The sequence below is a fragment of the Salinivibrio sp. MA607 genome, assembly GCF_001996245.1.
GTDB lineage: Bacteria > Pseudomonadota > Gammaproteobacteria > Enterobacterales > Vibrionaceae > Salinivibrio > Salinivibrio costicola.
The window spans coordinates 56,878-72,155 of the sequence record NZ_MUFJ01000005.1; the positions used below are offsets into that span (position 1 = coordinate 56,878).

At 49.1% G+C, this 15,278-nt stretch carries 15 protein-coding genes; 9 read left to right on the plus strand and 6 right to left on the minus strand.

Annotated elements, in window-relative coordinates; translation table 11 throughout:
- Positions 1-95 precede the first annotated feature (95 nt).
- Both BZG81_RS15455 and BZG81_RS03875 read right to left on the minus strand, forming a co-directional pair.
- Positions 96-197 carry a MetS family NSS transporter small subunit gene (locus BZG81_RS15455; RefSeq protein WP_021023748.1) on the minus strand — a complete coding sequence of 34 codons (102 nt, stop codon included), beginning with the start codon at positions 195-197 and terminating at the stop codon, positions 96-98.
- Positions 194-1,681 (minus strand): sodium-dependent transporter, encoded by a 1,488-nt coding sequence (locus tag BZG81_RS03875; RefSeq protein ID WP_077461155.1) that lies wholly within the window; start codon positions 1,679-1,681, stop codon positions 194-196. Before BZG81_RS03875 ends, BZG81_RS15455 begins: the two co-directional genes overlap by 4 nt.
- Positions 1,682-2,479: 798 nt before the next feature.
- Between BZG81_RS03875 and BZG81_RS03880 the strand changes: the two genes are divergently transcribed.
- The 5 genes from BZG81_RS03880 (at position 2,480) to emrD (ending at position 7,033) form a co-directional block, all read left to right on the plus strand.
- Complete coding sequence (locus tag BZG81_RS03880; protein ID WP_236719571.1) at positions 2,480-3,754, plus strand: patatin-like phospholipase family protein; 1,275 nt, start codon at positions 2,480-2,482, stop codon at positions 3,752-3,754.
- A 4-nt stretch (positions 3,755-3,758) separates the two neighbouring features.
- Positions 3,759-4,316: a sugar O-acetyltransferase gene (locus tag BZG81_RS03885; RefSeq protein ID WP_077670086.1), complete on the plus strand. Its 558-nt coding sequence runs from the start codon at positions 3,759-3,761 to the stop codon at positions 4,314-4,316.
- Between the two features lie 141 nt (positions 4,317-4,457).
- Entirely contained in the window at positions 4,458-5,063 is a 606-nt protein-coding gene (locus tag BZG81_RS03890) for a GTP cyclohydrolase II (protein ID WP_021023753.1), read from the plus strand.
- Positions 5,064-5,168: 105 nt separating this feature from the next.
- The gene (locus BZG81_RS03895) at positions 5,169-5,630 is read left to right on the plus strand and encodes a methyltransferase family protein (RefSeq protein ID WP_077461157.1); all 462 of its coding nucleotides are present in this window, start codon (positions 5,169-5,171) and stop codon (positions 5,628-5,630) included.
- Between the two features lie 191 nt (positions 5,631-5,821).
- Positions 5,822-7,033, plus strand: a complete 1,212-nt coding sequence (gene emrD / locus BZG81_RS03900) for a multidrug efflux MFS transporter EmrD (RefSeq protein ID WP_021023755.1) — start codon at positions 5,822-5,824, stop codon at positions 7,031-7,033.
- A 111-nt stretch (positions 7,034-7,144) separates the two neighbouring features.
- On the opposite strand, the gene BZG81_RS03905 is transcribed toward emrD, so the two are convergent.
- Positions 7,145-7,480: an HI1450 family dsDNA-mimic protein gene (locus tag BZG81_RS03905; protein ID WP_077661023.1), complete on the minus strand. Its 336-nt coding sequence runs from the start codon at positions 7,478-7,480 to the stop codon at positions 7,145-7,147.
- Positions 7,481-7,730: 250 nt separating this feature from the next.
- On the opposite strand from BZG81_RS03905, the gene BZG81_RS03910 reads away from it, so the two are divergent.
- The 3 genes from BZG81_RS03910 (at position 7,731) to BZG81_RS03920 (ending at position 10,971) form a co-directional block, all read left to right on the plus strand.
- Entirely contained in the window at positions 7,731-8,525 is a 795-nt protein-coding gene (locus BZG81_RS03910; RefSeq protein ID WP_131826356.1) for a hypothetical protein, read from the plus strand.
- Between the two features lie 401 nt (positions 8,526-8,926).
- Positions 8,927-10,243, plus strand: a complete 1,317-nt coding sequence (locus BZG81_RS03915) for a YjiH family protein (RefSeq protein ID WP_077661025.1) — start codon at positions 8,927-8,929, stop codon at positions 10,241-10,243.
- An 80-nt stretch (positions 10,244-10,323) separates the two neighbouring features.
- Positions 10,324-10,971: an esterase/lipase family protein gene (locus tag BZG81_RS03920; protein WP_077461160.1), complete on the plus strand. Its 648-nt coding sequence runs from the start codon at positions 10,324-10,326 to the stop codon at positions 10,969-10,971.
- A 94-nt stretch (positions 10,972-11,065) separates the two neighbouring features.
- Here the strand turns inward: BZG81_RS03920 and BZG81_RS03925 are convergent, their stop codons facing one another.
- Both BZG81_RS03925 and BZG81_RS03930 read right to left on the minus strand, forming a co-directional pair.
- Positions 11,066-12,337 (minus strand): DASH family cryptochrome, encoded by a 1,272-nt coding sequence (locus BZG81_RS03925; RefSeq protein WP_077676785.1) that lies wholly within the window; start codon positions 12,335-12,337, stop codon positions 11,066-11,068.
- A gap of 140 nt (positions 12,338-12,477) precedes the next feature.
- Positions 12,478-12,810 (minus strand): DUF3392 domain-containing protein, encoded by a 333-nt coding sequence (locus BZG81_RS03930; RefSeq protein WP_021024518.1) that lies wholly within the window; start codon positions 12,808-12,810, stop codon positions 12,478-12,480.
- Between the two features lie 135 nt (positions 12,811-12,945).
- Between BZG81_RS03930 and BZG81_RS03935 the strand changes: the two genes are divergently transcribed.
- The gene (locus BZG81_RS03935; RefSeq protein WP_077676786.1) at positions 12,946-13,887 is read left to right on the plus strand and encodes a Gfo/Idh/MocA family protein; all 942 of its coding nucleotides are present in this window, start codon (positions 12,946-12,948) and stop codon (positions 13,885-13,887) included.
- Positions 13,888-13,919: 32 nt separating this feature from the next.
- Here the strand turns inward: BZG81_RS03935 and BZG81_RS03940 are convergent, their stop codons facing one another.
- Positions 13,920-15,260 carry an ABC1 kinase family protein gene (locus BZG81_RS03940; protein WP_077676787.1) on the minus strand — a complete coding sequence of 447 codons (1,341 nt, stop codon included), beginning with the start codon at positions 15,258-15,260 and terminating at the stop codon, positions 13,920-13,922.
- Positions 15,261-15,278: the final 18 nt, after the last annotated feature.

Below are 15,278 nucleotides of genomic sequence, written 5' to 3' on the forward strand. Positions count from 1 at the left end.
AACAAAAAGCCCCCAAGCGATATCGAGCTTGAGGGCTGTTAGGCGTGTTTGTATTGTTAAAACAGCGCCTACTTGCAGTAGGCGCTTCACATATTTTATTCACTATTACTTTGCATCGCTTTACGAATACACAGAGCGGCACCGCCCCATGTTACCGCTAAACCGATAAGCATCATTACGATTGCACCTGTTGTCATGCGTCTGTCTCCATATCACGAGCGGGTGTGGTTGTGCTGTTAACAATAATGCCAACAACCAGCATGGCTGCCACCAAGCCCCAACCGAGGGTTAGTAGCTCGAACTGCGCATAGCCACCATAGCCGTCGTTAAAGGTATCAATCAGGTTTTTAACCAAGATCACGGCCAGCATAATCGGGCTGATAAAGCGGATACAAATTTCCATCCACTGTCCCACATTAAATTCAGATACGCGATTCACGTATTGACGGATGTCAGACAGTTTCACTAGCCAGCCTACGACAATTAGCTCAAGCAAGCAGCTGGTTAACAATGCAACGTTGTTGACAAAGTAGTCGACTAAATCAAGCAGCAACAAGCCACCGTTGGTAGCAAACGCCATTGAGACCACAAAGCCCACACCACAAACCGCGATTGCCGCTTTTTGACGTGTGACATTCAACTTATCCATGATCGATGATGTAACCGCCTCGATGATCGAGATATGCGAGCTTAAGCCTGCCACCACCAGCGCTAAGAAGAACAAGGGACCCAAAATATAAGGAATAGGCAACAGATTAATTGCGGCTGGCAAAGTGACAAAGGCCAAGCCGACACCGCCGCTGACGACGTCAGTGATGCCCTTACTCTGTTCGGCGGCCATGTAGCCGAGAATAGAGAAGATCAACACACCCGCGACAATCGAAAAGCCGCAGTTAATCAACACCGTCATTAAGGCGTTATTATTCACATCCGATTTCTCAGGTAAATAGCTTGAGTAAGCGAGCATGATGGCAAAGCCGACAGAGAGAGTGAAGAAAATCTGCCCGTAAGCAGCGGACCAAACACTGGCATCTGTCAGTTTGCTAAAGTCTGGCGAAAACAAGTAGTTCAGCCCATCAAGCGCGCCCGGTAACATCACCACACGGCCAATTAGCAGCAGCACCATGATAAACAACAGTGGCATCATGATTTTGCTCGCCTTTTCGATCCCGCCTTTTACGCCACGGAATACGGCAGCAAACGTGATTGCCCACGCAATGATCATTGGAATTGCAATATGCCATTGCCAATCACCCAAATTAGTGGGCGAGTTTTCACCCAGCTTTAGGTAATCTGAAAAGAAGAAGGCGTTGGTATCTGTGCCCCAATCTTGTCCAAATGAGAAGCCAAAGTACGAAATGGCCCAACCAATGACCGCGACGTAGTAGATCCCAATCGTTGCAGCAATCAAGACTTGGAACCAACCGAGCCACTCAAACTTGGTGTTGAGTTTTGAGAAAACCACGGGCGATGAGCCACGTAATTTTTTCCCTAAACCAAACTCCATGATCATAAATGGAATACCGGCAGTGAGCATGGCGAAAAGGTAAGGGATAAAAAAGGCACCGCCACCGTTCTCATACGCCATATAGGGGAATCGCCAAATATTCCCTAGGCCGACTGCTGACCCAACGGCAGCGAGGATAAACCCAGCCCGTGAGCCCCATTGTTCTCTTTGCATATCTACTTACTCCTTTGCGAATTGCCCTTCTTGCGCTTATCCAAGCCCGCAGTGTTGTGATGCTGCGTTTTTTGGCCGATATGAAAGAAATAGCACATTCCCGCAATATTGATTTTTAACGTCCTGTTGCCCGAATGTTGATTTTTTTATCTAAAGCGGGCAGTCATTGCACATTAAGCACAGCAAGAGACTAAATCAATAGCCTTAAAACCAATAAGTTAGCAAAAAGATGGGGGTTAACCTGCAATAATGACGCTTTGACAGTTGTTGATGATAAAATTTTGTTGTTCTCTAGTGAAAAGAACTATCTTTTTTATCAATAGGTGGTGATTCATGGTTATTTGGTGGTGCACGTTAATTGACGAAAAAAACAGCATTAACAAGCGCTTTTATTGTACCACAGCGTGATGAAACATGATCCTGATAGCAGAATTGCAGCCCATAAAGGCGCACACTTAACCAGGTTTTATACTGTTGGTGAGCTAACTAGCGAACCAGCTAACCCGGTAACAAAATTAAAAACGTAAACAGTAAGGAGTCAGGCGATGAACACCACATTGGGCTACGCGTTAATCACCGCAGCTTGTGCGCTAGGCATGATATTTACCTTCGCTGCGGTGGCAGTGATGGGGTAAAAGTGAACAATGTAGATAAGTGTCAGGTTAGATGCTTACTGAAACACGCTCACTCATCCGTAACGGGGTAAGCGCTAGCGCAGCGTTACACGACGCGTTAGACTATGCGGCATCGTTCAATAAAAACAGATGCATAACGTGAGTGTGCTCGTAAGGGGCGAGTGTGGTAGACAGCAAGCAAGCCGTACAACCTAAGATGTTTGCGGCCGATACGCAGGCTATCGGTTTAAATAAGAGCCAGCCTTCGCGACCGCAAAGAATTTCCTTGGTCCTGCAAGGAGGTGGGCAGCGCGGTATTTTTACGGCGGGTGTCATCGACGCATTTTTGACTCGCCACTTTGATCCGTTCGAGCACTATTATGGTACGTCCGCTGGGGCGCTCAATATGAGCGCGTATGTCTGCCAACAATACCAATATGGCTACCGATTTATTACCCAGCTGACGACCCAAGAACGCTTCTTCCACTTAATGAAGTATGTGCGGCGTCAGCATCATATGGATCTTGATTGGGCACTAGAGACCGCGCTACCCGGAAAAGAGACGGCATTGGACATGGAGACGGCACGTCGTCACCTGCAAAATCGATATGCCTATGCGTGTGCAACCGATGTCGATATCTTGAAACCTGCCTTTTTCTCGCTCACAGAAGATAATTGGCCTGATGCGCTTAAGGCAACCTGTGCCATTCCACTGTTGTATCCACACCCGGTTAATATCAACGAACACCGGTACGTCGATGGTGGCGTAACTGCTGCAATCCCAGCGAAAGAAGCGTTTGCGCGCGGCGCGGATATCATTGTGGTGATCCGTACAGAGCCTGATGTAGAACAGGAAAAACGCGTCGATGATAGCGGTCGCTTTCTTGAAACACTGCGAGCACGATTTGAAACCCACAAACCCCAATTTAAAATCGCGGATTACCTCACTAACTTTGAAGAAAAATATCGACTAGCCCGGTTTGAAACCTTTCAAAAAGAGCTGAGTAAGCAGTTAGGAGAGTTATCGGAACGCTATAAGTCGAGCCGAGAGCAGTGGGTCAGTCGAGTGAAAGACAGTATGAGAGAGAAGGCGATGCAAAATGGCGGACGCTGGCTGTTCGGTGGTGACACCATTTATCGGCTACAATCGCTATCGGGTAAGCCACTCAGTACCGACATGCTGAAAATGTTCACCACCCACTATCAAAGCTATCAAAGTGAGCTACAGTTTTTGGCCAACCCACCTGCGCGTGCGCAAGTGCTACAAATTGCGCCGAATGAGCCGCTGCAAAGCAGTGCGTTGTTGAGCAAATCTGAAGCCTTGGAGGCGGATTATCAATTGGGCCTAACATTGGGCAATCAGTTTCTAGATCAATATGGCGATGCGCTGGTGGCCTTGTCATCGGTCGATAACTCAGAGTTTGAGTCGACCTCGGCTCCCATGCCGCATCAAGGATAGGTGGATGACGGAATTTGAAAAAATGCAGCGAGGCTTGCCGTACTGTCCTGCCGATGAGGAACTGACGTTGTTTCGTTATGCGGCGCGCCGACTGTGCCAACAATTTAATCGACTGGATCCAGAGGATGCCTCCAGCTTAAATGTGGTCACCACTAAACTGTTTGCGCATATCGGTGACAACGTCGAAATCGATGCGCCCTTCTTTTGTCATTACGGTATGAATATTAGTATCGGCAGTAATGTCAGTGTCGGGCCCAATTGCACGATTCTAGATGGCGCGCATGTCAGCGTTGGCGATAATGTCAGCATTGGCCCGAACGTTGGGATCTATACCACCCGCCATCGCGTATTACCGCTAGATATTGCCCGTGGTGAGTGTGAGTCTTCTCAAGATGTGATTATTGGTAACAACGTCATTATTGAAGGCAATACGGTGATTAAAGCGGGCATTGCAATCGGTGAGGGGGTCGTGATTGAAGCAGGATCTGTCGTGGATACAGACATTGAGCCTTTCTCTATTGTCGCGGGTAATCCTGCCGTTGTGGTGCGCCGGTTACAATAAACACACTCAATATCTGAATATATAATGTTATAACATAACCCTTTTGTGTTATATTATAACATCTTCTCATTGGCATCCGATCGTGGGTGTAGTAATGTTAGCGCCCTGAATCGGGTATCAGCAGTAAGAGATAAACGCATAATGGTTAAAGTTAGGGCCCGAGTGCCGTTGAAAGTCGGGGTGGGAAGCGAGATCCCCGCAGAGATCCTTTCCTTCCATGGATTACAATCCGAACAAGAGCACGTCGCGCTGATCTTTAAGCAGGCCGATCACACGGCTAATCCACCGCTAGTACGTATGCACTCTGAGTGCCTAACCGGCGATGTCTTTCACTCCTCACGCTGTGATTGCGGCGAACAACTAGAAGAAACTATCCATAAAATGGGTGAAGATGGCGGGATTATTTTGTACCTCCGTCAAGAAGGACGAGGAATTGGTCTGTACAATAAGTTAGACGCCTATAAGTTACAAAGCGAAGGCATGACAACTTACGAAGCCAATAATCATCTTGGCTTTGCTGACGATCTGCGAGAGTTTACCGAAGCGGCGCAAATGCTCAAAGCGCTTAATATTGATTGCATCCGCTTAGTGACCAATAACCCGAAAAAAATCGAAGAATTACAAGCCGCAGGTATCACCTTAAAAGAAGTGATTGGCACCAAAGCCCACCTTAAAGATGGTAACCGTAATTATCTGAAAGCCAAGATCGAACACGGCAAGCATCGTCTCAATCTTGAGCAAGACTGAATATTAAGCGTTAACGCCTCGTAATTTGGCAAAAAGGCAGTGACAGTGGCTGCCTTTTTTGGTTAGAGTTTCGGTATTATATCAGTCATCACTCAAGGACGAGTTATGCGTGTACCGGCTTGGCGTTATCTCTTTCCCCCTTTACCTCCCGTTGCCATGTTAGCGGCAATTGGCGGCGGGCTTGCATTAACGTATTACTTTCCTTTTGATATTAAGCTAGGCAGCCCCAGCTGGGCGATTGCACCGTTTGTCGTTGCCTTAGGGCTATTGCTGGCGGCGAAATGGGCGTTTCATCGTCATCACACCACTGTCGATCCGCTACAAGCCCCCTCCGCGCTGGTCACTACAGGCATCTACGCTTATAGCCGTAACCCAATGTACTTGGCGATGATATTGATCATTGTTGCCGCCGGGTTCTACTTTAATGCGCTATGGTGCTGGGGGATGATCCCTGCTTTTATGGCTTACTTGTCTGCCACATTTATTCCTGCCGAAGAGTATCGCTTGTTGAGCCAATGGCCCGATGAATTTGAAGCCTACAAAGCACAGGTGCGTCGCTGGATTTAGGATTAGATAAACTAATCTTTAATATAACAAAGAATCGGGGTGGTGAGGCTAAACGTCGATTGCTTACCTTGCCTGCAAAGCCTATCATTCCCTCATCATAAACAAGGTGTTCTCGGAGGTTATGTCCTTAACCTCAATCTTGCTTCGTTTTTCAATGTTTATTTCGCATAATAATTTTCAGGAGTGTTGGTATGTCCTCGGCAATGCCTATGGGCAAGCTATTGCTATTGATCGTGATGTTGGCAGCGGTTGGGCAAATGACCCAAACCATGTATGTACCTTCTATTGGCGTGATGGCGACGGACTTTGCGGTGTCACCGTCACGGTTACAAGCAGTTATGGCCTGTTATTTGATTCCGTACGGATTATCGCAGTTCATTTATGGTGCCGTGTCTGACCGAGTAGGGCGTAAACCCGTGATATTGGCCGGCCTGGTACTATTTTTAGTGGGTACAGGCGTAACCTTACTGGTGAGCTCATTTAACGGTTTTTTGATTGGCAGCGTCGTTCAAGGTGCTGGCATTGGCTGTGGCGGCGCCATGGCGCGTACACTCCCGCGAGACTGTTTTTCTGGTGCTAAACTGCACCGCGCTAATAGCCTTGTCAGTATGGGACTGATTTTCTCTCCCTTACTTGCGCCGCTACTCGGGGGATTTTTAACCGAAGCATTAAACTGGCGCGCGAGCTACTTTTTCTTGCTCCTACTAGGCATTGCCGTGTATGCGATCATGACGCTGCGATTTACCGAAACATTGCCACGTGAGTCACGTCAACCCGGTCACTTTGGTACACGTTACCGCCATGTTATGGGCTCACGTCGCTTTAGAGGCTATCTGCTTTGCCTCGTGACTGTGTTTGCCGGTGTCTCTCTGTTTGAAGCAGCGGCAGGTGTAATTATGTCCGATACCATGGCGTTATCACCGCGTATGATTAGTTTGCTTTTTGTGGTACCACTTCCTGCTTACTTAGTGGGGGCGGGACTATCGAGCCGATTCGCCGACAGCCTGGGCTATTATGCCACGTTGGCACTGGGCAGCGTCCTCGCTCTGATGGGGGCAGGATTGATCACCTTACCTGGCCTAATGGGTGAGGTGTCACTTTATGCATTGATTGGTGGTGGCTGTGTTTACTTTGCCGGAGCAGGCATTCTGTTTCCCGCGGCAAGCACCGGTGCAATTAGCCCGTTCCCTCATCATGCAGGAACCGCCGGCGCGATTTTAGGCGGTACACAAAACCTTTTGGCAGGGGTAGTCACCTTGGTGGCAAGTCAGTTGGGCGTGGCAAGTCAACTCTCTCTGGGGGCAATCATGCTGATACTCGGCACACTCGCCACGATCGGGCTATTCATCAGCTATCACGCAGAAACTCATGGCGATGATCACGCTTCGCTCACCGCGCATTAATCGGTCATAATATCGTGATTACCCGCAAAACCGACAACAACGGCAGTGAAAGGGCTGCCGTTACGGCTAAGTTTGAATGCGCTTGAGAGCCTCAAGATAAGTGTAAGGACATTAATGCAACTGCTTTCCGTTTCGGTTCCACAGCATATGGCAGAATTTATTATCGATATCGCGGCTAATCAGCATGCGCGCGAATACAGGTTTAAGCACTTCGTCGCCGGCCAGTCCAATTTGCACTTCTGCACACTGAGATAAATCTATATCAGCGCCCACGTGTTCAGGCCAGTCACTGTTAACCTCGACCACAATCGCACCGCCTTCGTCTTCAAACCGAGATTCAAAAAGCAGCAAATCGTCATGCTCCAAGTTGTCGGGGGCCATTTCGGTAAAAATATCAAACGCGGTCTCGATCATATCCTCTAAGTTAAGCAGGTTGTGTTGCGTCATAATTATCTCTCGTTGGGGTGTGCATGGTCGCACTATAACATGCGCAAGGTGGCATCTCAGCTATCAAAAACGCCAAGAGTGGGGCATGGCTCTAGAGATTCGTATGGCACCCCCTAAATCATGCACAGAGAACCACTCTGGTGATTATCACAGAGACTGACTAAAATTGAAGCAGAACCGTTGTTAGAGCGTTGATTTGTTAATGCAGATGACCAACAATAGCGCGCCTGTTCAACCGTGTGTAAAAGTCGTGACTCAGTTGCAATCTCGAACCGCGTATTTACCCGAGCCCGATCGGCGTGCGCCATTCCAATCTGAATTTATTCCCGTGATGATCAAAGCGGTGAAACAGCTGCGTGCTCTGCTTGGCAAGCGGCTTCACGGTGTGTATATCAGTGGCGATATTGTCTGGCGCCGTGCGGTCGTCAAAGAAACGGTGTTATCACTGACCGTTGTGTGCCAACAGGCGTTAACGCTTGATCAATCTAATGCGTTAAATACCTTGTTGTGGCGATTGAAAACCAGCCATAGCAAAGTGATCAGTGATTGCCATATCGACATAGTGACAGTGTCACATGTTAGCGATCTGTCGCAAGTCTTCCATTGGGGCTTCTTTTTTAAGCACAGAGCGATTTGCCTGTATGGACAAGATCTCTCTCTTAGTTTTGGCTTGTTCGAAGCCAGTTGGGAAGTGGCAAAAGCCATGAATCCAGACGTATCGGAAAAGCTTGCGCGCGCCAAGCAAAAGGTGACCGCCGCGACAACTTGGAATACCCAGCTCAACGTCGCACAATCGATCGCCGATACCTTAATACGCGCCGCATTTGGGTTAGTTATGCATAAAGAAGCACGTTGGAGTGAGTCATTAGAAGAGTGTGCCGACGCATTTATCAAACATTATCCTGCTCAGAAAACCGCAATTGAGCGACTTTTTATACTACTAGAACGCAAACCTGTAAAAAAACGTGCTGTTATGACCCTCCTCAATGACTTTGGTGATTGGTTGATCAAAGAATATGCCCGTATTGACTTTAAAATTGGTTAACAGGCATTGAAGGCAAGTTTGCGCCTTATCGGTTGATTATATTTGGGCTTATTCTGTGAGCTAACCCACCTCATACCCTACAAATGAGTAACAGAATCTGATCTTGGTCAATAAAACAGTGTAACAAACTTTTCACAAAAGAGAGTTTGTTGAACTATGAAACCAGAAAATGGCATGGCGAATCGACTTTTACGATGTATTTATTCAGTATTTATGACTAAATAGTTATTTACATCCTATGTGTGATTCGATAATCTGCATGCCAGTCAGTCACAGTGAGTGAATAATTAATCGCCAAAGTGGTTGGTTTTCGCTGTGAGATAAATAAAAATTCAGGATYCAGACGTATGCAAAAAACTGACACACTCTCCAAGAAGGCACCTTCGACGAGAAATATTCTGATGTTCGCGATCCCATCGCTGCTTGGGTTGCTGTTTTTCATGACACCCATTACTTTCGGCGACAGTGTCACTATCCCTATTGCGGTGATGGCCAGCACTGTGTTGGACTTGTTAGGTAATAGTGCAACCGCGGTCGTCACTGCCTTAGTGGTGTTGAGTGCCGTTGTTTCAGTATTGGTTACCTTGACCAAACCTGCCGTGATCACACGTCATGGCTTCCTTAATGGCTTATTCAACGTAACCCCCATTTGGTTGGCAACTCGTATATTTGGCGCTGTTTTTGTCATCATGGCGTTTTATGGGATCGGTACGCCAGTGATCATGGGTGAAACCACCGGGGCGTTTGTGCTTAATGAATTGCTGCCTACCTTGCTTTCGGTATTCATTTTTGCCGGTTTATTGTTACCACTGCTAACCAGCTTTGGTTTATTGGAGTTATTGGGCGCGGTGTTCACCAAAGTCATGCGCCCACTGTTTGGTTTGCCGGGGCGCTCGGCCGTTGATTGTGCGGCGTCTTGGTTGGGCGACGGTAGTGTCGGCATTTTGATGACCAGCAAACAGTATGAGCAGGGCTTTTACACCCAGCGAGAAGCGGCGGTTGTCGGCACCACCTTCTCAGCGGTATCGATCAGTTTTAGCTTGGTGGTGATTGCACAAGTTAATTTGATGCATATGTTTACCTGGTTCTATCTCACTGTATGTTTAGCCGGGATTGCGGCGGCAATAGTGGTGCCACGTTTGCCTCCTTTATGCTGGAAAAAAGACGCGTTAATCGATAACTCAGAGCGACAAGGTGACGAGGAAACATTACCAGAAGGGTATTCTACGTTAAGCTATGGCCTGCATTGTGCCCTCAACCGTGCCGAGAAAATCCGCTCGGTGAACAGCGTGCTCAAAGAGGGCGCCCAAAACGCTGTCGACATGGTACTCGGTGTCTTGCCTGTGGTGATGGCAATCGGAACCGCGGCACTGATGGTCGCAGAATATACCGACGTCTTTAGTATTCTCGGCGCACCCTTTGTACCACTGCTTGAATTGCTGCACATTCCTGATGCGGTGAAGGCGTCCGAGACCATGGTGATCGGTTTTGCTGATATGTTTATCCCGGCTATTCTTGCGGCAGACATTGAAAGCGAAATGACCCGCTTTGTGATTGCAACCGTGTCGGTCACTCAGCTGATTTATATCTCCGAAGTAGGTGCACTCTTGCTCGGCAGTAAGATTCCAGTAAAACTGTGGGAGCTGTTTGTGATCTTTATTTTGCGTACCCTGGTGACGCTTCCCGTTGTTGCAGGTATCGCCCATTTGATTTTCTAACGGATGATAGAGCGCGAGTAAAACACAATGACGTCTCACTCGATGAAGGGTGAGGCGTTTTTTTTAAAAAGGGAGACGGGATGAAAATTGTGACATTGCACGGCTTATACATGCACGGCATCTTTTTGATCCCCCTGTGTGAGCGGCTGGAAAAACAGGGCCATCAGGTGCTGAATCTTTCGTATAACACCTTGAACCCAGACTTCGATGAGATAAACGCTAAAATTGATGCGTTTATTGGCCAAGCGCCCGCCATTCTTATTGGTCACTCAATGGGTGGGCTGATTATTCGACGCTACCTTGAGCGCCAAACCGAGCGCCTCTCGTCTGGCACGATAAACGTTCGTGCGGTGATCACCTTAGGGACTCCGCACCAAGGTGCTCAACTTGCTCGTTTATTTGGTGACCTTGGGTGGGGCGGCTGGTTATTTCAACGTAGTGAGCACCTGTTGATCCCAGATACCGTTACCCCTTGGGTCGACTTGCCACCGTTGCACAGCCTCGCCGGAGATTGTCCCTTCGGCCCCGCGGCTATGCTGTTAAAAAAACAAGTCTGTGATGGCACCGTGTTGGTTGAAGAAACAAAAATCGAAGGCATGACTAGTCACGATGTGTACCCGGTTACCCACATTGCCTTACTATTCTCACGCCGAGTGAGCGATAAAGTGAGCGCGATTATTGAGAGCTACCGACCCGCCTGCGAAAAAGCCGGCGAGCCGAGGGACTAAGCGAACGACGCTTTACTGGGTAAATAAATGGGTAACTTGGTAGATAAATGGGTAACTTGATAAATAAAGGGGTAGTATCGGATTATCCTCACCATCAATACAAGGGCTCTTCATTGGTTAGCCATTTGGCGACAAAGCTGCCATCAGGATCGTATTGCGCGGCTTGCTTGTCGAGATTAAATCGGCGGCTGCCGCGGGGATCAGCCCCTACACCCGCCAAATATTGCCAATTGCCATAGTTGGCCGCCACATCAAAATCAATCAGCTGCTGCTCAAAATACGCTGCGCCATAACGCCAATCGATCCCAAGCTCGTGAATTAAACAGCTGGCGACTAACTGGCGACTACGGTTAGAGATCCACCCAGTGTGTTTTAACTGACGCATGGCGGCATTCACAATCGGGAAATCGGTACTGCCTTCGCGCCATGCCATAAAGGCTTCAGCATAAAACGTGGTTAGAGGACGTTTATTGGCGATACCTTTAAAGCGGAAAAAGCGCGCACCGTAGTGATACAGCATCCACTGAAAATATTCGCGCCATAACAACTCAAAATACAACCAATAGGTCGATTCATTCTGCTCGACATTGCGCTCATAGCGGTCTAACTCCGCTGCCGCCCAACGTACCGACAAGCAACCGTTGCCCAGCCAAGCCGATAAACGCGAAGAAAACGCCCACCCATCAAGACCATTACGCGTTTCTTTATAACGCTGGACCCGGTGCGTATCCCATAAGAAATGATTCAACTGGGCGCGGCCGGCAATTTCACCGCCTTGATACGGGGAAATGCGACGGTCGGACAGTGGTGCCGGCTCAGATGTCATGCCAGCCAAGGGCGCGGGTAATAACTCAGGCACCGGCAAGGGTAATCGCGGTTGGATCCCTTTCTTTTCGACCGCTTTACGAAACTGCGTAAACGTTGGCGGGATATCAGGTAAATCAAACGGCAACTGGTGTTGTGTAAACAGCGTATGCGCATCGGACACCACCACCCGCTGCGGAAAGCGGCTGACTAAGGTGTCTACCTGATGGCGCTCACGCGTACCAGGGTGGTCGGTGACGCCAATCAGATCAAACTCATGATCCATACAAAGGTTCGCCACCACTTCCAGCGGGTTGCCCGTACGAATAATCAGCTTTTGCCCCATGGCATCTAAGGCGCGGTGCAGCTCCGTTAAGCTTTGCCACAAAAATGCCTCGCGCTGAGGGCCCAAATGCTTGCTTTGAAAATGATCTGCACGTGACCAGCTCGGATCAATCACAAACACGCAGGTCAGCGTGTCACAGCTTGAGGCCAAATTAGCGAGCGCAGGATTGTCGTGTATTCGAAGGTCGTGGCGAAACCACATGAGTCCACGTTGCATACAAATCTCCTTTTTCTCACCAATACGCTGTGATACCAGTATCGGATTGCTTACACAGTATGGCTGCTTAGTAATTAAACAGCCATACGAGAAAGTGGATGATTGGGCATCACAGGGAAGGGGGCTGGGCTATCGGGCGGTTAGATTTGGCGCTGACGCTGCGCCCACATCCCGATAAAGATAAAGGTCGCCACTAAGCCGGCAAACAGCCAATGATCAGGCCATCCACGCATTTTACCCGCAAGCCACGGCGACACCGCTATAATGAAAGCGCCGTAACCAAAAGCATTGATTGCCACAAATACCAGAGTACGAACAATAAAATGGTGTCCGGTTAATAAACGGCGTAGGGTACGGTTAATGTCATTACCAAACACCACCAAAAGCGACGCGACAATAGCCATCGCAATATCATTTAGCCAAGGCGTTAACCACGCACCGGCCTGAGAGAGCCAAGAGATTAAAATATTCATAATGATAAACACTGTGTAGAATGCGGCTAGGTTACTGATTTCTGCTGGCGACTTCCAGCGCTGACTGAGGCCGCACTCGGTTGGGCCGCATCCGGTTGGGCTACAGCTGGCTGCGCCACGACGTAAGGAGAAAGCATGAAGATCGCATCGATCGGGCTTGGCGACATTGCCCAGAAAGCGTATCTACCCTTATTGGCCAACTGGCCAGGATTAGATTGGGTCTTGTGTAGCCGTGATAGCCAAAAGTTGGCTGCGCTCGCATATCAATATCGGGTGACGAACACGGCCACCGACATCCATGAATGCTTGGCGCTTGGTGTGGATGGGGTGATGATCCATAGCGCGACCGACTCGCATGCGGCCTTGATTCGTCCCTGCCTCGAAGCTGGCGTGCCGGTATTTGTTGATAAACCCGTTGCCCCTTCAGGCGCAGACGTTGAAACCTTATTTAACTTGGCTGAGCAACACCAAACGCCGTTGTTTGTCGGGTTTAATCGCCGTTATTTGCCACTGTTAAACACCCATCTGAACGATCAGCGTCCGGAAGATGAGTTAGGCACACCGTTGTTATCGTTGCGCTGGGAAAAACACCGCCATGCGCTGCCTGATGCGCCACGCCGCTTTATTTTTGACGACTTTATTCATCCGCTCGACAGTATTAATGTACATGGCGACATGAGTATTGATGATTTAGACGTGTTCGCGCAATTTGGTGAAGGGTTTCTCGGCCGATTAGATGTGCGCTGGCACCGTGATAATAGCTTGTTTGAAGCCAGCATGAATCGCCAATACGGTGCCACCAAAGAAACCATTGCCGCTGCGTATCGTAATGAGTGCTATTTCTTTGATGGCTTTACCCGAGGCGAACGCATGCAAGACAACGTAATCACTCAACTTAGCCTCCCAGATTGGACCGGTATGCAGGCGAGCAAAGGATTTGAGGCAATGCTAACTCACTGGTTTGAGGTGGTCAGCGCAGGCTGGGTTGAAACCTCACTGACTCAGCGTAACGTCTCAACCCATTGGACCGCCGACGATCTTGTGGTGTACTGCGACGCATTGCGCGATAGTGACTAAATCGAACATGCCGTTCCCGGCGCGCAGCGGGATTAAACTTGCGCTGTCTCAGTTTGTGGTTCGCCGGTTAAATAGGGCATTAACAATGCACGCACATTTAAGGTGACATCCAACTTCGCGGCCAGTAAATACAAGCCCGCAATTTTACGATGCAAAAACAACGCATCGGCCGGCGGCGTATGCCAATAGCCTTGCTCCATACTCAAGGCGACGCCGCGATTACGTAAGCGCGTGGCTAAGTCTGCTTGCCCAAACGCAAATGGCGCATCGGCAGCAATGGGCTCACAAGCGGTGTTCACCAGCTCAAGCACGCTGGCCTTTTGCTCGGGTAAAATATGCTCAGCAAAAAAGCCAATCTGAGTCAGCGCCGCTTCAATCCCTGCATTATCTTTTTCTATCGCCGCCAAAAACAGCTTGCGATAGCCATCGGTAAACGTCGGTGCATACTGACGCGTGGCGCCAAAATCGAGCAATACCACGCGGCCCGTGTCTGGCTGATACAAGTAGTTAGCGAAGTTCGGATCGGTTTGCACCTCCCCAAACATAAACACCTCTTCAAACAGCAATTGGAACAAACGACTTACCACCCGCTGGCGTATCGCTTCTGAAGCACGGTCAAGCTGCTCAATGGGTTCACCCGCCATATAACTCATGGTTAGAATGCGATCCGAGGTAAGAGCTGAGTGTACCTTAGGCACCACTAAGCCGTCAGCGTCTTTTAAATGGGTACCAAACCGGATAAGCGACTGCGCTTCTTTCAGGTAATCGGCTTCGTCATGCAACTGTTGCTTGGCTTCATCGAGCAAAGCTTGGTAGTTCGCCTCTTTGGGGATAAGGCCACTCAAACGCAGCAGAGTGATGACATTGTCGACATCGCTATCAATGCTGTCTTTGATGCGTGGATATTGCACCTTCACTGCCACTTTGTCACCGGCATCGGTATACGCTTCGTGCACTTGACCAATGGAAGCTGACGCGATGGGAGAGAAGCGAAAATGGGTAAATTCTGCTTGCCAATTGTCGCCCCATTGTTCGTTAAGCACGGCTTTAAGCTGTGCTGGCGGCATGGGCGTGGCATGATTACGCAACCGCGCGAGCAGGTCGCTGAGCTCTGGCGGGATCAAATCGCCCGCATCCATCGACAACAGTTGACCCACCTTCATCGCCGCGCCGCGTAAATCTGCCAATTTATCGGCCACGTGGGCAATATTGGCCGGTGACATCACCAAATCTTTACGACTTGGCCGATTTCCCTGCGCAAACTGCTTCGTGCCTTCCCACGCAACATTCGACGCCACTCGCCCGGCTATTGAAGCCAACGCCCCAAAACGAGACCATTTACCATGCGGAACCTTGCTGCTTTTCATAACCATCTCCTTATCACCCACTAA